General features: G+C 43.1%; 24 protein-coding genes and 1 pseudogene. 17 read left to right on the top strand and 8 right to left on the bottom strand.

What is annotated here, in order from left to right; genetic code table 11:
* Nucleotides 1-39 precede the first annotated feature (39 nt).
* Nucleotides 40-1200 (bottom strand): hypothetical protein, encoded by a 1161-nt coding sequence (locus AC0L66_RS04615; protein WP_473568522.1) that lies wholly within the window; start codon nt 1198-1200, stop codon nt 40-42.
* A 195-nt stretch (nt 1201-1395) separates the two neighbouring features.
* Between AC0L66_RS04615 and AC0L66_RS04610 the strand changes: the two genes are divergently transcribed.
* The 10 genes and pseudogenes from AC0L66_RS04610 to AC0L66_RS04565 form a co-directional block, all read left to right on the top strand.
* On the top strand, nt 1396-1980 hold the full coding sequence (locus AC0L66_RS04610) for an AbiTii domain-containing protein (RefSeq protein WP_473568521.1): 585 nt from the start codon (nt 1396-1398) through the stop codon (nt 1978-1980).
* A 297-nt stretch (nt 1981-2277) separates the two neighbouring features.
* Nucleotides 2278-3111, top strand: a complete 834-nt coding sequence (locus AC0L66_RS04605) for an abortive infection family protein (protein WP_473568519.1) — start codon at nt 2278-2280, stop codon at nt 3109-3111.
* A gap of 9 nt (nt 3112-3120) precedes the next feature.
* Nucleotides 3121-4005 (top strand): HEPN domain-containing protein, encoded by an 885-nt coding sequence (locus AC0L66_RS04600; RefSeq protein ID WP_473568518.1) that lies wholly within the window; start codon nt 3121-3123, stop codon nt 4003-4005.
* 149 nt (nt 4006-4154) lie between these two features.
* Nucleotides 4155-5240: a hypothetical protein gene (locus tag AC0L66_RS04595; protein ID WP_473568517.1), complete on the top strand. Its 1086-nt coding sequence runs from the start codon at nt 4155-4157 to the stop codon at nt 5238-5240.
* 240 nt (nt 5241-5480) lie between these two features.
* Nucleotides 5481-5768 carry a GIY-YIG nuclease family protein gene (locus AC0L66_RS04590; protein ID WP_473568515.1) on the top strand — a complete coding sequence of 96 codons (288 nt, stop codon included), beginning with the start codon at nt 5481-5483 and terminating at the stop codon, nt 5766-5768.
* Nucleotides 5769-5947: 179 nt separating this feature from the next.
* The gene (locus AC0L66_RS04585; RefSeq protein ID WP_371988511.1) at nt 5948-6379 is read left to right on the top strand and encodes a TetR/AcrR family transcriptional regulator; all 432 of its coding nucleotides are present in this window, start codon (nt 5948-5950) and stop codon (nt 6377-6379) included.
* Nucleotides 6380-6660: 281 nt separating this feature from the next.
* Nucleotides 6661-7731, top strand: coding sequence for an efflux RND transporter periplasmic adaptor subunit (locus tag AC0L66_RS04580; RefSeq protein WP_473568513.1), 1071 nt, complete (start codon nt 6661-6663; stop codon nt 7729-7731).
* A gap of 48 nt (nt 7732-7779) precedes the next feature.
* Nucleotides 7780-10866 carry an efflux RND transporter permease subunit gene (locus AC0L66_RS04575; RefSeq protein WP_473568511.1) on the top strand — a complete coding sequence of 1029 codons (3087 nt, stop codon included), beginning with the start codon at nt 7780-7782 and terminating at the stop codon, nt 10864-10866.
* A 437-nt stretch (nt 10867-11303) separates the two neighbouring features.
* The gene (locus tag AC0L66_RS04570) at nt 11304-11759 is read left to right on the top strand and encodes a GNAT family N-acetyltransferase (protein ID WP_473568510.1); all 456 of its coding nucleotides are present in this window, start codon (nt 11304-11306) and stop codon (nt 11757-11759) included.
* A gap of 856 nt (nt 11760-12615) precedes the next feature.
* Nucleotides 12616-12753 (top strand): annotated as a pseudogene (locus AC0L66_RS04565) (bacterioferritin comigratory protein); the annotation flags it as partial.
* 93 nt (nt 12754-12846) lie between these two features.
* Here AC0L66_RS04565 and AC0L66_RS04560 read toward each other — a convergent pair.
* Together AC0L66_RS04560 and AC0L66_RS04555 are read right to left on the bottom strand one after the other, a co-directional pair.
* A complete protein-coding gene (locus tag AC0L66_RS04560; protein ID WP_473568508.1) occupies nt 12847-13914 on the bottom strand; it encodes an AI-2E family transporter in 1068 nt (355 codons plus the stop codon).
* On the bottom strand, nt 13915-14145 hold the full coding sequence (locus tag AC0L66_RS04555) for a sulfurtransferase TusA family protein (RefSeq protein WP_390902912.1): 231 nt from the start codon (nt 14143-14145) through the stop codon (nt 13915-13917). It lies immediately after the preceding gene.
* Between the two features lie 303 nt (nt 14146-14448).
* Between AC0L66_RS04555 and bepA the strand changes: the two genes are divergently transcribed.
* The 4 genes from bepA to AC0L66_RS04535 are packed head-to-tail and all read left to right on the top strand — an operon-like array spanning nt 14449 to nt 17269.
* Nucleotides 14449-15900 (top strand): beta-barrel assembly-enhancing protease, encoded by a 1452-nt coding sequence (gene bepA, locus AC0L66_RS04550; RefSeq protein ID WP_265674549.1) that lies wholly within the window; start codon nt 14449-14451, stop codon nt 15898-15900.
* A 12-nt stretch (nt 15901-15912) separates the two neighbouring features.
* Nucleotides 15913-16263, top strand: a complete 351-nt coding sequence (gene arsC, locus AC0L66_RS04545; protein ID WP_265674548.1) for an arsenate reductase (glutaredoxin) — start codon at nt 15913-15915, stop codon at nt 16261-16263.
* A complete protein-coding gene (gene wrbA / locus AC0L66_RS04540; protein ID WP_473568506.1) occupies nt 16263-16835 on the top strand; it encodes an NAD(P)H:quinone oxidoreductase in 573 nt (190 codons plus the stop codon). Before arsC ends, wrbA begins: the two co-directional genes overlap by 1 nt.
* Before the next feature lie 5 nt (nt 16836-16840).
* Nucleotides 16841-17269: a DUF2069 domain-containing protein gene (locus AC0L66_RS04535; RefSeq protein WP_473568504.1), complete on the top strand. Its 429-nt coding sequence runs from the start codon at nt 16841-16843 to the stop codon at nt 17267-17269.
* 70 nt (nt 17270-17339) lie between these two features.
* On the opposite strand, the gene AC0L66_RS04530 is transcribed toward AC0L66_RS04535, so the two are convergent.
* From AC0L66_RS04530 to AC0L66_RS04520, 3 genes are read right to left on the bottom strand one after another with little or no spacing between them, the layout of a single operon-like run.
* Nucleotides 17340-17912 (bottom strand): hypothetical protein, encoded by a 573-nt coding sequence (locus tag AC0L66_RS04530; protein WP_473568502.1) that lies wholly within the window; start codon nt 17910-17912, stop codon nt 17340-17342.
* On the bottom strand, nt 17845-18015 hold the full coding sequence (locus AC0L66_RS04525) for a hypothetical protein (RefSeq protein ID WP_473568500.1): 171 nt from the start codon (nt 18013-18015) through the stop codon (nt 17845-17847). Before AC0L66_RS04525 ends, AC0L66_RS04530 begins: the two co-directional genes overlap by 68 nt.
* Before the next feature lie 40 nt (nt 18016-18055).
* Nucleotides 18056-18577: a DUF2066 domain-containing protein gene (locus AC0L66_RS04520; protein ID WP_473568498.1), complete on the bottom strand. Its 522-nt coding sequence runs from the start codon at nt 18575-18577 to the stop codon at nt 18056-18058.
* A 278-nt stretch (nt 18578-18855) separates the two neighbouring features.
* Here AC0L66_RS04520 and AC0L66_RS04515 point away from each other — a divergent pair, with 278 nt between their 5' ends.
* Nucleotides 18856-20097: a uracil-xanthine permease family protein gene (locus AC0L66_RS04515; RefSeq protein ID WP_265674545.1), complete on the top strand. Its 1242-nt coding sequence runs from the start codon at nt 18856-18858 to the stop codon at nt 20095-20097.
* Nucleotides 20098-20197: 100 nt separating this feature from the next.
* On the opposite strand, the gene upp is transcribed toward AC0L66_RS04515, so the two are convergent.
* On the bottom strand, nt 20198-20824 hold the full coding sequence (gene upp / locus AC0L66_RS04510; RefSeq protein ID WP_265674544.1) for a uracil phosphoribosyltransferase: 627 nt from the start codon (nt 20822-20824) through the stop codon (nt 20198-20200).
* Nucleotides 20825-21067: 243 nt separating this feature from the next.
* On the opposite strand from upp, the gene purM reads away from it, so the two are divergent.
* The gene (purM, locus tag AC0L66_RS04505; RefSeq protein WP_473568496.1) at nt 21068-22108 is read left to right on the top strand and encodes a phosphoribosylformylglycinamidine cyclo-ligase; all 1041 of its coding nucleotides are present in this window, start codon (nt 21068-21070) and stop codon (nt 22106-22108) included.
* 3 nt (nt 22109-22111) lie between these two features.
* The gene (gene purN / locus AC0L66_RS04500) at nt 22112-22750 is read left to right on the top strand and encodes a phosphoribosylglycinamide formyltransferase (protein ID WP_265674542.1); all 639 of its coding nucleotides are present in this window, start codon (nt 22112-22114) and stop codon (nt 22748-22750) included.
* 135 nt (nt 22751-22885) lie between these two features.
* On the opposite strand, the gene AC0L66_RS04495 is transcribed toward purN, so the two are convergent.
* On the bottom strand, nt 22886-23728 hold the full coding sequence (locus AC0L66_RS04495) for a class II glutamine amidotransferase (RefSeq protein WP_473568494.1): 843 nt from the start codon (nt 23726-23728) through the stop codon (nt 22886-22888).
* Nucleotides 23729-23741: the final 13 nt, after the last annotated feature.

Here is a 23741-nt window from a genome sequence, read left to right as displayed (position 1 = left end):
TTAAGCCCCTGAGAAGGGGCTTAATTTTGAGATAGAAGCTTAACTGCTGAACGACTCAGGGACTGTATTGTTCTCGCGAGCCACGGTTAACGTCGCGCAGCGAATCGAACCGCCAGTTGATGCCACGACTTCACATTCAATCTCCACAGGTCGAATACCGCGTATCTCTAGTCCTTCAACCAACGTTGGATCGGTTCGACGACTAGGCACCATCACTCGATACTGGCCACGTACATCAGGCCCAAGTGATACAACATTCGCGCCAGCTCTATCGGCATCTTCCGCTGGTAGCCAAATAATATCTGCATCTTTCAATATCTCTGGCAAGCCATCTAGGAAAGTGCCTTCAATGACCGCAAACGTATTTGGTGCGATATTGCCAAACAAGTAATCTAAGTGAAAAGCTAGGTCTCCGTTGAAGCGGACAATGTGAACGGTGAAACCAAATCGTTCCATCATACGCTTGAAGTGCTCTGCACCTTCTAAGTTGGTTGACGTCGCCTTCTCTTGACCTGTAGCCTCACCAACTCCAACAATAATGTTTTTGTCATCAAGCATGCGAATATCACCACCTTGGACAAAGAGCGTATCACTGTCATCCGCAGCTTGATCATATGGAGCACTTGCCGACATTGCTGCCCACACAGCATTAGGGTTCTCTTGGTACTTTTTCCTATAAACTTCGCGTGACTGGAAGCCTGCGAGAGCCGATTCTAGAATGTTATCTGAGCTCATCATCTCCACAAGCACGTCACCGAACACCTGGTAGTTACTCGCAAGAGTCACAGGCCAGTACCCTGTACCTTCTGTCCAACCAAAATAGTCCAGTTGACGGTCTGTGGGAGCTTCAAGCACATTAACAATCACCCCTTCTGCCTCATATGCTGCTTTCATATCGGCGTGTAGTTGGTTGTATGCTTCGACAATTTCTGGAGCAAACGCTTCAAATGGAATACGCTGACCTTCTTCGAATTGGTCGTAGAAGTCACCCGACAGATATGGGATATGGTCTGCAAAGTTATCTGTCGATTTACCTTTGGGTGGGTAAGCTGCACCAATGGTGTGACCGATAATGACTTCTCTTAGCCTACTGTGCTCGTCGCGTTGGTACATCATAGGGCTGGTATCAATCCCCATAGCTTTCATGACAGCTTCACGGACTTCTACTGATGATGATTCTTGACGGAATGCTTTAGACATAATGATTACCTCGATTAAGTATTACAAATTAACTGATATTCATGGAAAATTCCGAAGACCTCCTGTCCGTTCCATGTGGTGTAATTTACAGTTCAATCAAAGAATCTCTAAATAGGTTCCCTACATAAAACCTGTAGGTTTGACATTCAAGACAGCGGCGAATTTGGATCGTAGATTTGTTAAATAAGGAAACATATGAACAAGAAATCAATTATCGATAATTTGAATAGTCGACCTTTATCTGAGTCATTACAGAAGTTACTTGTTTTAGCTACTCAAGCTGAAGATTCAGAGCTGGTGAAATGGGTCAAATTTGAATTAACTGGATATCAAGGGACTGCGATGACAAATGATGACGTTGTTCCTGAGTATCGAGAAGTTAAGGGATATCATGCTGACGACCATCATAGAAAGTTCGTGATAAATCGTGATGATATGCAATTTATTAACTGTACTCGGTTACGTGCAGGAGTTGTTGAGTTAGAAGTTTATCAAGAGAACGGTTTGATTTTGAAAGATCCTAGCTTATGTAAACTGATACAAGACAGCCTAAACGTGAAAGTGACTTCTTTCCATATTTCAGCATCTCAAGTCCAAAATGTACTAGCTAACGTGAAATGTGCGTTAATTGAACGACTATCAAAATTCCAAGATAAAGGAAAAGCCGTTACTAATAATGAAGAAGATATCATTGAAATAAAACCGAACTTTTATGGCATCGGATTGAACTTAAATGCTCTGAAACGCAAGTGGTTTCCAAGTAAGAATAAATCTGAGTAAAGAAGTTTTACTCGTGGCACTTTCTAACTAGAAAGTGCCCCAAAATCATTTAGATTAAATACTCTACAAAATACAAGGGCGTGCGTTTTCCCTACTAAAAATTATCCGAAGCAAGAAGTTGTCATAGTTGTACCACAGTGCCACACAGAGCAATCCAACCTATTTACTTTGTTATTAACCTATTGATTTATAGTTGAACCCTGAAGCAATAGACGCTATTTTGTGAATACAAAATACGGACAGATGCCGTATAGAAAGCGATAGCTCGCAATCATCATTTTTTAATTAAGAGGCAATATGAGAAAAGACATTCCTGCGCCCATGATAGCGGTTTTATCAGACAATTTATCTGCACTCGAAACTCATGCAAGTCTCGATAACCTTTTCTTATATGCTGATGCTCCAGGGGAGCCGCCTGAAGGTTCTAAACCCGTTAAAGTTCAAGCCTGGTTAAGACGAATTAACAAAGAATCAGGTGAACCACTGAAAGTCCTTGGTAAGTTGGTTGAAACGTATATGGAGCTACCTAAGCAAGAAGAGGAAGAGGTCTTCCTGTGGGGAACTAACGTTACAAATCATAAAAAGGAATTCAAAGAAAAACTTGAGTCAATTCTTGTGCAGTGCAATCTAACTTACATTAATGGCGGGATTATATCTGATGGTAGTTCAGCTCCAAGTCGTTCTTTGTCTGACTTAATTAAAGGTAGGGATATTCCCTCAATTGAGGCTGAATTTACAAGAGCGCTAGCAAATGTAAACTCCGAACCTAGAGAGTCAGTGTCAGCAGCTTGCAATATTTTGGAATCCATATTTAAGGTCTATATTGCTGACGAACAATTAGCACAACCTCAAAAGCAGGATCTACAAAATGTTTGGAAAGTTGTGCGTGGTGATTTAGGTTTCGATCCTAAATTGGTTCAAGATGATGACTTAAAAAGAGTACTATCAGGCATCTTGTCAATTGTTGACGGTATAGGAGCGTTTCGCACACATGCCAGTTCTGCGCATGGTGAGGGTCGAGTTATGTATAAATTAAAGCCTCGCCATGCTCGCTTAGCAATTCACTCTGCGCATACAATAGCGATGTTTGTGCTTGAAACTTGGGACGAAAAACGTCACTCAGCAAGCTAATAGGGCTACATGGCTTTAGTAATGGGAATTGAAAATATGAATTTAACTCAGAAACAGCTAGATGAAATTGTGGGTGGAGTTGATGACAAGTTTGATATGGATTTAGTCGCGGTACATCAAAGGCCAATACGTGCTGTTCTTGAGGTCTTTAATGAATTAAATATTTCTGGTGTATTATTTGGTGGTTCAAAGCAACCTGCCAATCTCCCAATTACAGCTCAAAACCTATCCAGCCATGTGACTAAATGGTATGACGAGCGATATGGTGATGCTTTAAAAGTAGATATGTCGGTTGGACGTTTTCCGTTTCAAATAAAAGGTGTTTCTTATGCATGTAAATTACCCCAGATATACGGAAGCATTCAAGTTACAGCCAGTAAGTTGCCTTTAGATTCTAAAGTGGTTCTTAACGTGTTCGACTTGTTGCTAGGTTTACCGAAATATGTTCGCGAGAAATCTACTAGCTCTGACGAAAGTAGGTTGATGTATAAGTTTGGAGTTGCAATGGGAGCAATGACTAATCTTCAAGTTCACAAAAATGAGCCTCTGATAAATAGTGCCCTATCTGACGCACTAGTGAGTTGCGATCAATTCACTTCCAATAATGCCAACTTTTCGCTATCGGCGTGGCATTCTCTTCAATTTGCTGAAAAAGTCCTAAAGTCTTATATCAATAAGTTCGAAGAACCTAAATTCACACATGAGATAAAAAAGCTTAGGAATAAAGCTAAGAGCCTAGGGTATATTGACGAAGGGCATGTAAATTGGAAAGCTTTGGATTTTAAGCCATGCATTCGTTATGACCCTAGCGCAGTCACTCAATCGCAAGCTTTAGAGGCAAACTTGGAAGCGTGGAAAGTAGCGTTTGATATTATGAGGCAAACAAAAGTCTAACAAAAAATTTCAGAGTGATTCCTCACGCTTGGCATTTTGGGCTTAAGTGTAGCTTAGTGTTTACGGCGTCCAAGTTGAGTTCTGTGGTAGCGTGGTTCACACCTTAATTGGGCTAGTTGCCCAGATAAAATCACATGCAGGTGACCCCCTTGTTTGATAATGAAATTATAGATCTTACATGCCAAGTGTTTTCAACGATCGTTGACGATCTGAATGATGGTTTGTATAAAGATATCAATGGTGAAATATCTGTACGGTGGAGTACGAGAGAGATCTTCTATGCTTGGGCTGCTGTTGATATTGCAGATGAAAGTACACCCAAGCATTATGTAGGACTAACATATGAAACAGCAGTATTACTATACAGAGATGTAGAAGCTTACTTTCAATATATTGAAAGTGGTATTGATAGTGACAAGTTCGATATCGTCTTTCAAGATTTTGAATATCCGAAGATTTTATCATCTGAATCTACTTTAGAAGATTGCAAAAAAAACATGTTCATTAGTGGAATTACTTGGTTGTTTTTCCATGAGTTAGGTCATTTGGTTCAAGAGCACGGAAAAGTCAGGCAAGAGTATGGTTGCGGTGTTGGAATGGATATTGTCGATTGTGCGGCAAGTGAGAACGTGGCTAACCAACTTCTAACAGGTAAAGCTTCAGCCGTTTCTCATGTGACTGAAATTGCTGCGGACTACTTTGCGACAATATCATGTTTACGTGCACTAGCTAGACATTTTGAGGCGGCTGTATTTGATGAAGAAGTTCGCAGTTTTTCAGTCGCATTATCACTAGTGTTGTATAGATTCCACGGGACAGAATCATTTACTCCAATGTCCAAGCCACAAGGCAGTCACCCCATCCCATTGATTCGACTAGAGCAGACACAACCATTAATTTATGAGGTCTACTCTAGGTTAAATGTACAAGAGACTTTGAAATCTAGTTTATCTCGTTTGGATATGGTTAATATTGTGTCATGGTCAAGCTATACAGTTGGTCTTTTCTGGCTTAGAAAAAATCACCATTTTGAAATCCCAGAAGACTATTTTATTGCTGGTAGTAAGCAACGTCCTGAAATGCTTGCTTATCACAAGCATATAGTTGGTATATGGGATGAAATTAAGCCCCATATAGACGAGGTAAAACGAATGAATGATGCACATTCAGAGCTTCAGTTTAGCCCGCAATATCGAAAGATACTAGAGGGGGCTGTTTTGGATACTGGCAACTAACAAACGTTTATGGTTTCAAGGTACTTTTTCTAATCTGAATAAACTGTTTAGATCAACATTTCTAAAACGTTTTTGTCCAGAGGCTTCATAGACCTGAATTTTGACTCGTGGCACTTTCTAACTCGAAAGTGCCCCAAAACCACTTAGAGTAGATGCTCTTCACTAAACAAGGATGTTCATATTGACCAACATTTTCTAATGTTAGAAGCTCGTCTCTAGCCAATCTCGTTGAAGGTCAATATGGATAGTAATAGCAAGGTTATTTACAAAATCACATACCCAAACGGCAAGATCTATATCGGGAAAGATCTGACAAACAGTATCAACTACTGGGGAAGTGCTAAAAGCGATGTGATCGCTGAAGATTTCAGCTTCGAAGAAAGGATGAATATGACTATTCGCCGTGAAATCATTTTCTTTTCTGACAGTGCTGATGAGGTAAACAAAAAGGAAGCTGAGTTGATTCGTCAGTATGACTCTAACAACCCTGACATTGGGTATAACAGATGGCCAAAGTATAAACGTTAGATGCCCCAAAGTGAGTTTACAATGAAATATTGGAGATTCAAATTGGGCTCAGAATTACAGGGTTATCATTTAGTCTCTATTGCCAAGCATGGTTTATCAATGTTGTATGTTATTTGACTGCTTTGTTTCCAGCGTGTTGATATACGATATGAGAGACTCAGGTAATAAGAGGATAAACTATGGGTAGAGCAAGCGCCGCAGAAGCTGAGTTAACCAAGCAGAAAATCATTGATGCTGCTTTTAAGATTACGTTAGAGCAAGGTTTCAACCAACTTACGTTTTCTAATCTTTCCGATCATTGTGGCGTGTCTCGCTCAGGGATTAACCGCCACTTCCCTAAGAAAGCGGATCTCATTCAAGTTCTAAAATTAAAACTCAATCGAGTTCTAATGAAGCACCTTGATTTCACGTCGACGGATGCATTTTATCATTCTTGGGTCAACGGCTTATCCAATAATAAGGAGTTTAAGTCCGCCATTCTCGCGGCAGCCCCCATTATTCCAACACGAGAGGGAGTCAGCAATTTAAAGCATCTTATCCAGGGGGCCGAGGAAGAAGTGCTGAAATGCATCTATGTTTGCATTGGCTATGCTATTGTGAATTTACGCTAGACGCCAGTCTCATTGCTAATAAAAATCTAATCACTTAAGCAATTATTAATGTCTATATATAAATTAGATTGATATGAGTTATAATTCTTAGATACACGATAGGCACACTTGAAGTTTAGGTGTGAACCATAAATACCACCACATGTTGATATTATAGCGTCTAAATAGCGGAATTCATCCGCTATTTTAAAAGGTGTATTATTGATGTAATAGCGAGCTCTCCTCTTTTTTACTGGTTATGACAAACACGTGATTTGAGGATTGAGAATGAGGAAAGGTTAATGAGCCAAAAAGCAATAATGCGCCCACTTGTACTTCTGACCGCGACCATCGCGTTATTTGGGTGTAATAACGACAATGTAGCACAAGAAACTGAGCAAAAAGTTCGCCCAGTAAAGTGGGTTTTAACGGGCATTGATAATGCTGTTGAAGTGAGTAAATTCCCTGCCGTTGTGACAGATAATCAACTCGTTGAATTAAGCTTTCCGTTTGGCGGAAAAATCGAGCTATTTGATGTGCAAAGTGCTCAGGCTCTAAAAAAAGGTGATGTGATTGCAAAGCTCGATCAGCGCGAGTTGCTTAACAGCTTAAACAAAGCCAAAGCACAAAATAAAAATGCAGAAATAGAGTATCAAAGAGCGAGCAAACTTATAAAAAGTAAGGCAATTTCTCAAAGTACGTTTCAAGAGCTTGTGACTTCAAGGGATGTAAGTCGGGCGCAGTTGAATGCGGCAAAGCAAGCGCTAACCGATTCTGTATTAAGGGCTCCGTTTGATGGCGTCATTGCTAGCAAAATGAGCGACCAAGGCCAGGCTATTTCTGGGGGCCAAACGGCAGTTATATTCATTGGCGGTACAAAATTGGAAGCATCTATCGACTTGCCAGCTGACTACCTAGCTACACTCTATAAGCGCCAGTTTGAAAAGCGTTCAATTGATTCATTCATTGCATTAGATGTAGCGCCAGAAACAAGCATTCATGCGGTATACAAAGAAGCCACTCTTTTAGCGGATACTTCAACGCAAACTTATACAGTGACTTATGAATTTGAATCTCCAAAAGACTTGCTTGTGCTTCCAGGTATGAGCGGAACCATAGAGGTCCACGTCGGTGCACCAAGTGCAGGCAGTCACATCACTTTACCGTTAGCGTCCATTACCAGTGATGGCGAGGGTACTTATGTATGGGTTGTCGATAAACAGAGTATGAAGGTGGCGAAACGTGAAATTACGGTTGCGGAAGGCGTCGGTAATACCTTAATTGCAGAGTCAGGTTTGGAAAAAGATGAGTTGGTAGTAAGCGCAGGTGTTGCCTACCTATACGAAGGGATGAAAGTAAGAGAGTGGAAATAACCTTACTGAATCAGTTTGTAAAAGCGACCAACGAACAGGCGAATTGAAATGAATATAGCTGAATTTACAATTAAGAATACGGTGCTGAGTGTCATCGTTATTTTGCTAACCATTGCGGGTGGTTGGCAAGCATATCAAAACATGGCTCGTTTTGAGGACCCCGAGTTTACAATTCGACAAGCCGTGATAGTCACTGGTTATCCGGGGGCCAACCCACATGAGGTTGCTCTTGAAGTTACCGAGCCTTTGGAAAAAGCGATACAACAACTCGCTGAGGTGAAAACCATTGATTCAGTATCAACTTATGGCAAATCAGAAATTAATGTCGAAGTAAGATACGACGCCTCAAAAACGCGAGGTGATTTGCAACTGGTTTGGAATAAGCTGAGAAATAAAATCAGTGATACGACTGCTAGTCTGCCGCCGGGAGCTCAAACACCTTATGTCGCGGATGATTTTGGTGATGTATTTGGCTTGCTCTATTTCCTAACGGGCGATGGATATTCAAATCTTGAACTTAAGAAATACGCCAAAACATTGCAAAGTTCCTTACTGCAGGTAGACGGTGTGGCGCGTGTTTCTCTTGATGGTATAAAAAAGGAAGCCATCTACGTAGAAATATCTAAGCAAGATGCAAAAAGGCTTGGCCTGTCTGTTTCAAGCATTGTTGATATGCTAAGCCAGCAAAATGCAGTTGTCTCTGCAGGCAGTGTAAAAGTGGGCAGCAAACGCTTAGTGATTGACCCGACTGCCGCCATTGACTCTATCGATTCTATTCGTAATTTAATGATTTCGGTAGATTCTGACGGAAAGCTCATTTACCTCAAAGATATCGCAAATGTTTGGCGTGGTTACCAAGAGCCGACGGAAAAAGAGTTTTTGTATAATGGTCAGCCCGCAATTGCTGTTGGTATATCTGGAGTTCTCGGCAGTAACATTGTTCAAATTGGTCAAGAGATCGATCTTAAAATTGCCGAAACAGAAAATCTAAGACCGCTAGGTATTGAACTGCATGAGTTCTACCACCAAGGCAATATTGTTGATTCGTCGGTTGAAAATTTTGTTGTAAACGTTATTGCGGCACTGTTGATTGTTATCGTAACGTTGTTCATTTTTATGGGCTTCAAATCTGCGTTAGTGATTGGGTCCATTCTTCTGCTTACAATCTTTGCGACGCTAGCGACAATGAACTTTGTTGATATTCCGATGCACCGAATTTCGTTGGGTGCATTAATCATTGCACTAGGAATGATGGTCGATAACGCGATCGTTGTTACCGAAGGTATTTTGGTTGGCGTGAAGTCGGGGGCCAAGAAATTAGAGATAGCAAAGCAAATCGTTCAACGCTCTATCTGGCCTCTACTCGGCGGAACGTTAGTAGGAATCATTGCGTTCGCACCGATAGGTTTTGCTCCAGGGGCGACAGCTGAATATACCGGACATCTATTTTGGGTAATCCTAATTTCCTTGATGTTTAGTTGGTTGTTTGCCATTACGTTAACACCTTTATTTTGTCATTGGTTATTTAAAGAGTTAACTGTCGTCGAAGAGGGCAAGCAAAAAGAGAGCGGATTCACCAAAGCGTATAAACGTTTGCTGTTTGTTTCTCTTAAACAACGTTACCTAGTGATTGTTGGTATTGTTGCTATGTTCTTTGTGTCGGTATGGGGTTTTCAGTTCGTGAAACCTGGCTTCTTCCCTGCCTCAACGACCCCGTTATTTGTTGTTGACTATTGGTTACCACAAGGGACGGATGCGAGCACTACCAAGAATGATGTTGAGCGTTTAAATAAGTATATTCAATCACTTGATGGCGTGGAGGATGTTCAAGCTTCCATTGGGGGTGGTGTTCCTCGGTTCATGTTGGTCTACGCTCCAGAGTCGTCGAACTCGGCTTATGGGCAATTGTTGGTTAAAACTAATGATTACCGAATCATCGATGGGTTGCTTGCTGATATTCAAAGCCATATTGATGAGTCGTTCCCTGACGCTCAAGGTAAAGTGTGGAAGTTTGTTCTTGGGCCGGGTGGCGGTTCCCGTATTCAAGCCAAATTCAGTGGTCCAGATACAAAAGTCTTGAGAGAGATTGCCAGCCAAGCGAAAGCCATTATGGCGGCAGATGGCAAAGCGTTATCAATTAAAGATAACTGGCGTCAGCCTATCAGCGTTATTGAGCCGATCTACTCAGAAAAGTCGGCGCAAAGAGTTGGGGTTTCTCGTGAAGATCTCGCCTCAGCGTTGGAAACCAATTTCTCTGGCAAAAATATTGGCGCATATCGTGAAAATGATGAGCTGATCCCGATTATTACTCGCGCTCCTGAATCTGAAAGTCACGATGTGAGGGACATTAAAAATATCCAAGTTATCAGCTCGGTAACAGGTCATGCGGTGCCTATTGGACAGGTTACCGACGGCTATCGCACAGTATGGCGCGATGGTTTAGTAAGAAGAGTTGATCGCCAATGGGAGATCAGAGCTCAGTCTGATCCAATTCCGAGTGAATTAACCTCCGATTTATTTGAGCGATTAAGGCCTCAAATTGAAGCGATTCCTCTTCCTGATGGCTATCAATTGGAGTGGGGCGGAGAGTACGGTGATTCTAAAGAATCGAATGAAAACCTAGCATCTACCATTCCACTTGGTTTGTTGGCAATGGTGATTGTGGTGTTCATCTTGTTTGGGACGGTAAAACAGTCGGTGGTGATATGGCTCGTGGTTCCGCTGGCGTTAATCGGTGTGTCAGCAGGTTTGCTTGCAACAGGGACCCCAATGGAATTCATGGCAATATTGGGCTTGTTGTCATTGTCTGGTTTGTTGATAAAAAATGCGATTGTTTTGGTGGATCAAACCGACTTGGAAATTTCTGAAGGTAAACCAAGGTTTGATGCCGTTATCGATGCTGCGGCAAGCCGTGTGAGGCCAGTTATCATGGGCGCGCTAACAACAGTCCTAGGCGTTATCCCACTGTTCTTTGATGCGTTCTTTAAGTCGATGTCTGTTGTATTGGTGTTTGGTCTTACTTTCGCAACATTATTAACGTTAGTTATTATCCCTGTCTTGTATGCCATTTTCTTCAGCATAAAGCCAAATGAAGTCGAACAAACAAAATTTGATAGCAACCGAAGAGTACGATAGCTATCTAAAGGTATAGTAGCGGTATTGGTAGCAATACTGCTAACTCACGCCTGTACTCTCAATTCTGATGGGTAAGACTTACACTATCACTTTTTGTCCAGAGATGTGATTACTTGATTTCTTATCCACGGCACTTTCTAACTCGAAAGTGTCCAGGGACGTGTTACCGATGGTAGAAGTAACACGTCCTTGCCCCAAAATCATTCAGAGTAAATACTCATTCATATCTTGTTAGTGTGAATTTGTACTACAGCAAGTTATGCGAATACCGCTAATCTGGGAATTATGGACCTCTTAGCACCTAACTTCCTTGCATTGTTGATAGGGTATCGATATGTAATTGAGTCAGTAAGTGAAAGACGGCATTATGTGAGAGTTAAAGGCGGCTGTTAGCCGTCTAATTAGCGTTAGCAGTCAGAAGTAATAAGGATCTATAAATGGAATTAAAGTATCGTTCAGTTGATTTTGAAGATTTGGAAAGTCTTGTTGCTTTGCTTTCAAATGACCCGCTAGGTAGTAAAAGAGAAGATGCATCTGTTCCGTTGAATAGTGCGTATCTTGAAGCGTTCGAAGCAATTGCGCGAGACCCAAACAACGAATTACTGGTTGTTGAACTGGAAAACTCTCTAGTTGGGATGCTTCAAATTACATTTATTCCTTACCTGACGCATATTGGTAGTTGGCGTTGTCTTATCGAAGGTGTTCGAATCCATAGTGACTATCGTGGACAAGGTTTTGGTGAGAAAATGTTCGAATATGCTATTGAACTGGCAAAAAACAAAGGCTGTACAATCGTTCAGTTAACAAGTGACAAGCAGCGTCCTGATGCAATTAGGTTCTATGAGAAACTTGGATTCAAAGCGACACATGAAGGGTTTAAACTCGCGTTGTAGGTTATCTGCTAACATAGCATTTAACAGTGATTCGCAACGCTTGGCGTTATGTAAATGGACCAAAACATGGCAGTCGTTGACGTAAAATATTTTGAAATAAGAGGCTTAACCCTAATAACCCGCAATAAAATTGAAATGAACCCCGAAACGGCGAATATCCCCAGACACGTTGAATACGTTGACTCGAATTTAGTTATCGATTATCAATCGGAGCGAGGGCATATAGTGTCTACTGCAATTATGAGTCAGATGTTAATGGTGACTTTGACGTTTTAATGGGTTCGAACGAAATATCCTCTTCAAATGTTGAGTTGTCATCAGTATCTGTACTTTCAGGCTCTTACCTTAAGTTTGAATCCGAAGGTGAGTTTCCTGCCGCCGTTATTGCTGCATGACAGTCCATTTGGTCGTACTTTGCTTCTCCGAATTGTGAACACGAAAGGGCATATACCACAGATTTTGAGCACTTCGAAAGCGCGAGTAAAGTTAGCGTCTACATTGCACTGAGATAATTTGCATAACGATCATTTAAGGTTTCAAGATACTTTTTCTAATCGTGTAGAAGTCATTTCGAGTAACCCTTCTAAGTGATTTTTGTCCAAAAGTGAGTTACAGGTGTGATCATCAAGCGATTCTGTCATATATACTAGTAGCTCCACGTCATAGCTTACCTAAGATTTTTATGACAGGCTTCACTTGGAAAATCGGTAAATAGAGCCAAATTTACAAAAAATTATGACAACTGCTATATTTGTAGTTGAACAAGAGAAAATATTAACCTAAACCACTATTAAAAAAAGATTTTTCATAAAATTGTCAAAGTTGTCGTCTTAGATTTTTCCAAGGGTAAGGTCGCATGGGCAAAGTTTACGATGGGCTACACCGCATTAGCTTCCTGATTAATGAAGATGGTGTGATTGAACATGTTTTCAACAAGTTCAAAACCAAGACTCACCATGACGTTGTTTTAGATTACTTGAACGACAACGCCTAGCGTACTCAAGCTAAAAATCACAAAAACGCCTCGCATTTGCGAGGCGTTTTTGTGTGAATAAAACACTCTACCCTAACGTATATCTGCGTAACGCTAGGTTGACGTCCTAGGTTCTTCATGACTTGGTAACGCATTCCACACCGCTTTTACCAACGTTGCCAATGGTATCGCGAAAAATACGCCCCAAAAACCCCACAACCCTCCAAAGACCAACACAGCGACGATAATCGCCACAGGGTGTAAGTTAACGGCTTCAGAGAACAGCACTGGCACTAAAACGTTACCATCTAAAGCTTGGATGATGCCATAAGCCAGCAACAACCAGTAAAACGGTGGCGTGAGCCCCCACTGGAATAGCCCAACAATAGCGACAGGTACGGTGACCGCCGCAGCGCCAATGTATGGAATCAACACTGAGAACCCTACCAGCACAGCCAACAACACCGAATAACGTAAGTCTAAAATTGCAAAAGTAATGTAACTGACACTACCAACAATCAGTATTTCTAGTACCTTACCGCGGATATAGTTTGAAATCTGCTGATTCATTTCAACCCAAACTTCATTCGCTAAGCGGCGATTACGCGGTAACACGCCACTCGCCATTCCCACCATTTCTTCTTTATCTTTCAATAAGAAGAAAACCAATAGCGGAACAAGTATCAAATATACGGCTAATGCTGCGAGACTAACTAAAGAAGCAAGCGATCCTTTCACCACATTTTCACCCAACATCAAGACCTTATTCTTAAGGTTGGTCATCACCGACTCGACTAGGTGAATTTCAGCAAGATCGGGGTAGCGCTTAGGGATCTCGACAACAAATTTCTGCATCCCTGCATACATGTTAGGCACGTCGTTAATTAAGTTACCCACTTGATTCCAAATCGTTGGCACCAAACCAAAAATAGCCAGCAACATTAAACTAATGAATAATAAAATGACCCCGACTACCGATACGGTTCTGGGCAGTCCAATTCGGCATAACTGACTTACTAGCCACTCCAATAAATACGCCAGAACAATGGCAACAAGTAGAGGTGCTATCAGATACCCAAAAAAGTAGATGGTGATAAAGCCAAATAGCAATATAAGGACGAGGCTCACCGCCTCTGGATCGGAAAAGCGTCGTTTGTACCAACGACGAATCATATCTAGCATCTACAAATTTTCCTGTTTACTGACCGTAAGTGTGGTGACGTTCCCTGCTTTTGAGCAATCTACGTCGGCATTTTGCATCATAAGATAGTTGAGTATATCTCTTATTGAGCTCTCATCTGTTAATTGAACATGTAACTGTTCGTCAAGCCCTAAGGGCTTAAAAGAACGTTTCACTAATAGAAGTGACATAGGGCAACGCTCTTGACAAAGATCTAAGGTTTGAATCGCCATTCATCTATTAACAACTTGAGCTAGGTGGTTCTATAGTAACATCTTAACGATTCGGCGCTATCGCACATTGCTTTTCATTCACAATTATCAATGTATGTAGCAGCATTTATACACAAAAATAATAAGGCCAACTCCCCTTCCGTGCTTAGGTACTCATCCGTTAATAGCAAGGGGGATAAAGCGTTAAGTGCTTCCTTATCATTAAGCCATATGCAAAAATGAAGGCGATATGGAAAAAGGTAGGAAACCAAGCTCAACATTAATGGTCAAAACTACCAAATCACAGGAGTTACTTGAATCAGTATGTTAAAACGCGCCCGTTCTTTAGTTTGCCTATGTGTTGCGACAGCCCTAGGTGTGCCGCAAGTCACCTATGCAGAGGCGGATTTGCCTGAAATTGGTACGGCAGCAGGCGCCACATTAACCATAGATCAAGAAATCATCTATGGTGACGCCTATATGCGAATGCTGAGAGCAAGTTCGCCAATCGTCAACGACCCGGTAATGAATGAGTATGTTGACTCTATTGGGCATCGCTTAGTATCCAGTGCCAATGACGTAAAAACGCCGTTCACCTTTTTTATGATTCGTGACCGCAACATTAACGCCTTCGCATTTTTTGGTGGTCATGTCGCCTTGCACACCGGATTATTTCTTCATGCCCACACGGAAAGCGAACTTGCCTCTGTGATGGCGCACGAAATTGCCCACGTCACTCAAAGACACCTGGCGCGAAGAATGGAGGACGAAGCACGACGGTCACCCGCTACGGTCGCAGCGCTCGTAGGGTCATTACTACTGGCGATTGCCTCTCCTCAAGCTGGTATGGCGGCGCTAACAGCAACGACCGCAGGATCAATGCAAGCGTCCATTAACTACACGCGAAGTAATGAAAAAGAAGCAGACCGTTTTGGCATCGCGACGTTGGCTCGGGCTAAATTTGATGTGAATGACATGCCTCGTTTCTTTGGCCGACTTGCTGATGACTATCGCTATGCCAGCAAACCGCCACCCATGCTACTGACTCACCCATTACCCGAAGATCGTATTACCGATACGCGAGCACGTGCGCAAAACTACCCACCATTGCGCGTATTGCCTTCTATTGATTATCACCTAGCAAGAGCAAGGGTTGTTGCCCGCTACGCCAACATAAAACAAAGTGCTGCGTTAGATTGGTTCGAGCGCACAGCAAAGAAAGCTGACCCTGCCATTAAAGACTCTTTTGAGTACGGTAAAGCACTCGTTTATTTAGATAATAATCAGCTCGATAAATCCGAAGCTATTTTAACAAAACTGCTTAAATCAAGACCAAACGATAACTTCTATCTTGATGCCGCTTCCGATCTTTATATTGCACAAGGTAAGCCTGAGAAGTCGGTGCAGCTGATGCAAAAAGCCTTAAAGACCAAACCCAATAACCCGGTTATTACTCTCAACTATGCCAATGCATTACTAGAAAGTGACCAATTAGAGCAAACCGTTCAAGTATTACAGCGCTACACCCATGATCACCCCGATGATACCAATGGTTGGCACTTACTCTCTGAAGCTCATATTAAATTGAGTAATAGTGATGGTGATTTGGCGGCGCGTGGCGAAATTATGGCACTCAATGCGCAATGGGATAAGGCGATACAGCTCTACTCACAAGCTAGCCAAATTGCCGAGTTAGGAAGTTTAAAACAAGCCCGCTATGACGCTCGAATAGACCAGCTACTGGTTCAACGAGACCGTTTTATGGCACTACAATAAAAAGGAATCTACATGTCAGTCACTATTTTTCACAACCCTCGCTGTTCTAAAAGCCGCCAAACGTTAGCGCTACTGGAAGAAAAAGGCATTCAAGCCGATGTCGTGAAATACCTCGATACGCCACCTAGTGTCAGCGAGCTAAAGACACTGTTTAAACAGCTTGAGCTAGACAGTGTTCGTGCCATGATGAGAACCAAAGAAGATCTTTATAAATCACTCAATCTAGCTGATACAACAATCACTGATGAGCAATTATTTCAAGCAATGTTTGAAAACCCAAAACTTATTGAACGTCCAATTGTCGTGAGCAATGGCAAAGCCAAACACGGACGTCCACCAGAGCAAGTGCTTGAGATTATATAGTGCCTTGCCGTATTTTAGTGCTGTACTACAGCCGACACGGTAGCACTCGCCACTTAGCCCGCGCGATCGCGAGAGGAGTGGAGAGTGTCGCAGGCTGTGAGGCGATATTAAGGACGGTTGAAGAACTCAACACCACCCAAAGTGAAGCTAGTGACGCCTTCGCAACACTCAATGACTTGAAGCAATGCGACGGTCTGGCGATGGGAAGTCCAGTCTGGTTTGGTAACATGGCAGCACCATTGAAACACTTTTGGGATCAAACCTCGAGCTTGTGGATCAGTGGTTCACTTATTGATAAACCTGCCTGTGTGTTTACTTCATCATCCAGCTTACACGGCGGGCAAGAAACCGTGCAGCAGTCAATGCTACTGCCATTGTTGCACCATGGAATGCTCGTCATGGGGATCCCCTACAGCGAGCCTTTACTCCACACCACTACCTCTGGCGGCACCCCATACGGCGCCTCTCATGTTGCCAATGACAGCAACCAATTGACAGCAGAAGAAGCCACGCTATCGCTCGCACTCGGCAAGCGCTTGGCGACCATGGCAAAACAGCTTAAACAATCATAATGGACATGACACGATTGCAACCAAAAGTTCACTACGTTCGCTACTTTGCTCTGTTTACCAACTTAGCATTACTCACATGGGTCATTTTATGGCACAGCACCCTTTCGCCTCACCCGCACGTTAATGCGCTTGCCATTACCGTCGCATGGGCGATTCCACTACTGCTGCCTTTACCCGGTATCCTTGCTGGTAAACCTTATACGCATGCATGGGCTAACTTCATGCTCATGCTCTATTTCTTACACGCCTTTACTTTGTTATACACCGATGAAGGTGAACGTTGGTTAGCGGCGATAGAGTTACTGCTCACGACACTCACTTTCATCGGCAATACGCTTTATGCCAGAGTCAAAGGGAAAGAAATGGGGCTAAGATTACCGCGCCTATCCAGCGTTGAGAAAAAAGAAAAAGAAACCTTTGAAAAGAAACAATAACCAATAAAAAAGGAGGCTGAGCCTCCTTTTTTATTATTTGCTGTCTGTCATTAATATGACTAACGCGACGTTAGTACAACCACTCAAATACAAGCTTAGGTTTTGAGATTAACCCCGACGCCGTTTTATCATCGCTAGCAGTCTCTGCCGAAGAGTCGGTTGTAGACGACTCTAAGCCATCAGATACATTAACATCAGAAACATTTGCACCCGCTTCATTAGGGGGTTGAAGCGTCTCTTCCGCTGATACCAATGCTGAAGTCTCTGGCAGTTGCTTCGGTTCAGCGGCTTCAAGTACCTCTTCAGCAACCTCTTCAACCACTTCAACTTTCTTAACTAAACCAAGCTTAAGTACTTCTTGCTCAAAAGAGTCGATAGAACCTAATAACGCCACACGGACGATAACATTATTGCCACGAATTTCTGCCACATCGACACGAGCCGTCGAGGCAAGTCGACCTAACGCGCGCTCTAAGGTAAAGAAAGCATCGGCGTTCGCTAGACCATTAAAAGCGACAGTTACGGTACCCGCACTGTCACCACTGACGACTGAGGTATTTTTCGATGCGTAGTAATCACTCACTTGAGCAATTACGCTTTGCGCCGCTTGCTCTCCAGATGTGCCACCGAGTAATGGGAGCAATCTGTGTTTTACCCATACTAGCAGGAGATTGATCATATAAAGACCAACGTAGCTGGCGACCATCCGCTTTGATCACCATCACGGCATCAACAGGGTAACGCATCGTCGCCTGTCCTATTGAGCTAACAAAGCCACCCCATAAGTCAGTCGACTGGATACTCGGTCATATCATCAAAGTCCCCAACAGGAAACGTTAATGGTAAGCCACGCTTTTTCGCCTCAGCACGCAACTGAGTCGCCATTGCAGAGTTACTATGTTCCCACGTGATGGTACGATCGTAACCATTATCTTCAACTAGCCATACCATGATGTTACTGCGCTCTGCTGGCCAAGATGTCAATTCAGCTTGTTGTAATAACACATCAATTTGATTGCTATTAAACTTCATGTTTAACGCTTGCTGACCATCAACTTGAGTATAGCCAAGCTGAGAAATATACCGAGAGCTCTGGCCCAGTGCTTTTTTAACGACACTATTTGACGCGACACTCGCGTCACCACTAGCACGCACAAGCACCTCTAGCATTCCCTGCTGACGTGCAATTTCATCGGCGTTTGGTTCTTCCGTATTCACCGCAATTTGAGTTGAGTAAATATCAACTTTAGTCAACGCATACGCTGGTAACGAACATAATCCAACCAACAACCAAGCAAAATAACGCATAGGAATCCTAAATAACAAAGATATAAGTCGGAATAATAAGCAAACATGAGGACAGGAGCAAGCAGACTGGTTCAAGGTTTGGTTAAATTATCCAAGCACAAGGCGATCTCGACACCCACAGATAGAATAGAATAGCACAGCAAGTATTGAGATATTTGTAACAATAAAGCGGATTTATTTACCAAGATCATTAAGTAATCGATTACAAAGTGATACTATCGCGCGAATTTGCCTGACTGCGGTTGGGTGTGCTTATGACTTGCTTGGAATATTAAATAATGAAAACAATTCTTCAAGGTTCGCAAATGCTGTTCGTTGCATTTGGTTCCTTAGTTCTTGTCCCTTTGCTAACAGGGCTTGACCCTAACGTTGCCCTATTTGGCGCCGGCGTTGGTACCCTTCTTTTCCAACTGATAACTAAACGCAGCGTACCCATTTTCCTTGCTTCTTCTTTTGCGTTCATCGCTCCAATCATGTTTGGTATTCAGACATGGGGCGTGGGGGCGACCATGGGGGGTCTAATGGCAGCCGGGGTGGTTTACGTCTTAATGGGCGTACTCATCAAAGTGCGCGGCGTCGCGATCATTCATAAACTACTGCCTCCCGTGGTCGTTGGTCCAGTCATTATGGTGATCGGCCTTGGCCTTGCACCTGTTGCTGTTAATATGGCGCTGGGTAAAACCAGTGACGGTAGTGTTCAGCTTATCGCAGCTGATGCATCGCTGTGGATCTCTGCTATCTCACTGCTAGTCACCGTAGGCGTGAGCGTTTTTTCTAAAGGCTTCCTTAAGCTACTTCCTATCGTGAGCGGTATCCTAGCAGGTTACATCACCAGCCTTATTTTTGGCGTGGTTGATTTTAGCCCTGTCGTTCAGGCCGCGTGGTTATCCCTTCCTAACTTTACCGCACCTGAATTCAACATCAATGCCATCCTGTTTATGCTACCAGTGGCTATTGCTCCTGCAGTAGAGCATGTCGGTGATATGCTGGCTATTTCCAATGTAACTGGAAAAGATTACCTTAAAAAACCAGGTTTACACCGCACTATCGCGGGTGACGGGGTTGCAACAATCGCAGCATCAATGATGGGCGCGCCACCTAACACCACCTATAGCGAAGTGACAGGGGCAGTAATGCTCACTAAAGCATTCAACCCTGTCATTATGACGTGGGCAGCGGTAACGGCAATTGTACTTGCGCTGGTTGGAAAACTCGGGGCAGTGCTACAAACGATTCCGGTCCCGGTTATGGGCGGCATAATGATCTTACTCTTTGGCTCAATCGCGACGGTCGGCCTCAATACATTAATTAAGAACAATGTCGACCTTCATAAGTCACGCAACCTGGTAATTGTTGCGATTACTCTGGTATTCGGTATTGGCGGTATGGCTTTTGGTATTGGCGATTTCAGCCTTCAAGGCGTGAGCTTATGTGGTATCGTCGCGATTATCTTGAATCTTGTTCTGCCTCATGACCTAGGTGAAAACAAGGTCGTTGATAACGCACAAATGGAAGACTAAAACGCTATAGACAAAAAAAGGCTGACATGATGTCAGCCTTTTTAATCACCAATTCAATCGTAATCTAAGCAACGAATGACTTAATTATCGCCGCTCGGAATTACAATGTACCGAAGATTTTATCACCCGCGTCACCAAGACCCGGAACAATGTAACCTTTGTCGTTCAAGCATTCATCGATAGCAGCAGTGTAAAGCTCCACCTCAGGGTGCGCTTTCTCTAGCGCTTCAATACCTTCCGGCGCTGCAACTAGTACAAGTACTTTAATCGACTTACAACCTTTCTCTTTAAGAAGATCGATAGTGGCGATCATTGAACCACCCGTTGCTAGCATTGGATCCACAACTAGCGCAATACGCTCGTCCATGTTTGATGCTAGTTTGTTAAAGTAAGGCACTGGCTCAAGTGTTTCTTCATCACGGTAAACACCAACAACACTAATACGTGCACTTGGCATATGCTCAAGAACGCCATCCATCATACCTAGACCAGCACGAAGAATTGGAACAACCGTGACTTTTTTACCTTTAATCTGATCCACTTCAACGGGACCATTCCAACCTTCAATTGTGACTTTTTCAGTCTCAAAATCTGCAGTTGCTTCATAAGTCAGCAAGCTACCAACTTCAGTCGCAAGCTCACGAAAACGCTTTGTGCTGATGTCCCCTTCGCGCATCAAACCAAGTTTGTGCTTAACAAGTGGGTGTTTAACTTCAACAACTTTCATGTCCAACTCCGGCAATTTTTACAAAACGCCAAAATTATACATGCTTTATCGGCTTATTTCAGTTGAGTTTCGTCATTAAAGGCAACTTTCCACAGAAAAGTTTGATCTAATCCTGCTTATTCTTGTTAAACCGTACCTTAAAAAATAGTTTAAATTTTCTTACGCAAACGTTTTCCTTTTTACGTAAACCCCTGTTAGAATAGCGCCGCTTTTCACTTCCAATTATTTATCGAGGACTGTCCCGTGAGCGGAAACAACACTTCCCTAAGCTATAAAGACGCTGGTGTAGACATTGATGCAGGTAACGCGTTAGTTGACCGTATTAAAGGCGCAGTTAAGCGCACTCGTCGCCCTGAAGTAATGGGAGGCATCGGTGGATTTGGTGCTTTATGTGAGCTGCCAACTAAATACAAAGAGCCTGTATTGGTTTCAGGTACTGATGGTGTCGGCACAAAACTTCGCCTTGCACTAGACCTGAAAAAACACGACACCATTGGTATCGACTTAGTCGCCATGTGTGTGAACGATCTTATCGTTCAAGGTGGTGAGCCGCTATTTTTCTTAGATTACTATGCGACAGGCAAGTTAGACGTTGATACGGCTGCAGATGTTGTTTCTGGTATTGCTGAAGGCTGTGTTCAAGCAGGCTGTGCACTCATTGGTGGTGAAACCGCTGAAATGCCTGGCATGTATGAAGGTGATGACTACGATGTTGCTGGCTTCTGTGTTGGTGTCGTAGAAAAAGCAGACATCATTGATGGCACAAAAGTGGCGGCAGGTGATGCTCTCATTGCTGTAGGTTCAAGTGGCCCGCATTCAAATGGCTACTCTTTGATCCGCAAAGTGCTTGAAGTATCAGGCGCAGACAAAAATGAAATTCTAGGTGAGCGCACCATTGGCGAGCACCTACTAGAACCAACAAAAATCTATATCAAGTCGGCATTGAAAATGATCGCAGAGCATGACATTCATGCTATTTCTCACATCACAGGCGGCGGCTTCTGGGAAAACATCCCTCGCGTACTTCCTGAAGGAACGAAAGCGGTTATCGACGGTAAGAGCTGGGAATGGCCTGCTATCTTCAACTGGCTACAAGAGAAAGGCAATGTCGAAACATTTGAAATGTACCGTACATTTAACTGTGGCGTAGGTCTTGTTGTCGCGCTTCCAAAAGAACAAGCTGACACTGCGGTAGCTTTGCTACAAGCTGAAGGTGAAAACGCTTGGGTGATTGGTGAGATCGCAACTGCCGAAGCTGGTGAAGAGCAAGTAGAGATCAAGTAATTCATGAAGAATATCGTTGTTTTAGTTTCAGGGAATGGCACGAATTTACAAGCGATTATTGATGCTTGTGAAACGTCGATCACCAACGCAAAAGTGCGCGCTGTATTCTCGAATAAAGAATCAGCCTTTGCTTTAGAGCGGGCAAGAAAAGCCGGTGCCGAAGCTGAGTTCCTTGATCCAAAAGCCAGTGAATCACGAGAAGCCTTCGATGCCGAGCTTATGCGCCGCATTGACGTGCATAACCCTGATTTATTGGTACTCGCTGGTTACATGCGTATTTTGAGTGGTGAATTTGTGCGCCACTATATGGGGAGAATGATCAATATTCATCCTTCACTATTACCAAAATATCCGGGTCTCAATACGCATCAACGCGCCATTGATAACTGCGATGAGCATCATGGTACTAGCATCCACTTCGTCACTGAAAAGTTGGACGGTGGGCCGATCATTTTACAGGCGAAGGTGCCAGTATTTGATAACGACACGGTGGAAATTCTAGAACAACGAATTCAAACCCAAGAGCACCAAATTTACCCATTAGTCGTAAAATGGTTTGTCGAAGATCGCCTGTCTATGGATGGCAGCAAAGCGATACTTGATGGCCAAGAGCTTGGTGTTCAAGGTTACGCTGATCAATAACAAAGCACAGCTTTAACTAGCAAAATGCAGATACAAAAAAGCGAGTGTTGTTAGCACTCGCTTTTTTAATGCTGCCACTATTTCAATGAACTCAATTAAGAAAACAATCAAAATTGGCATTCAATATCACTTGCGCTATAACGGCTCCGTCGGTGCCTGACTCGCGGGTTTTGCTGCCGCGTATGGAACATCCTTCAATTGCTCAGAATTGCTCAATACCAACTCACCAAAATGAAACAGGTTAAACTCTCCTGGCTTCATTCGATGCCAAGTCTCATTTAGCGTTAACGGCTGCGTAGCAATCACTGAAACCACATCATTCGGCGTGGTCTCCATTTGGAAGTTAATGGTGACATCTTCATCCAATAACGTTGCCTTACCAAAAGGCGCTTTGCGAGTAATCCAATACAGATGATTAGTACAGAATGTCATGACAAACTCACCATCACTCAGCATCATGTTATAGACACCAAACTGACGTAACTCATCGCAACACTCCGCCACATAAGCAAACATAGCCATCATATCTTGTGGCGGCTCAGGAAAACGGCTTTCCAACGTATTGAGCAACCAACAAAACGACAGTTCACTGTCCGTTTCACCGACTGGGCGATGACGTCCGGTCTTCAAACTCCGGTAATCACTCAATTGACCATTGTGTGCAAATGTCCAATAGCGTCCCCAAAGCTCTCGAGTAAAAGGGTGCGTATTTTCTAAGTTCACTTGACCACGGTTGGCCTGACGAATGTGACTCACCACCGCTCGGCTTTTTATCGGGTAACTTTGCACTAACTCAGCAATCTGCGAATCACAACTCTGGTTTGGGTCTTTAAACGTTCTAAAGCCCTTCCCTTCATAGAAAGTAATTCCCCATCCATCCTTATGAGGACCTGTATTTCCGCCTCGCTGAATCAAACCAGTAAAGCTAAAACAGATGTCCGTTGGCACATTGGCGCTCATGCCAAGCAATTCACACATTACGTTCCTTATT

This window comes from Vibrio sp. GJ43-1 (genome assembly GCF_055808835.1).
Note: the sequence above shows the minus strand (reverse complement) of the source record. Positions and strands in the feature narration are given on the sequence as shown.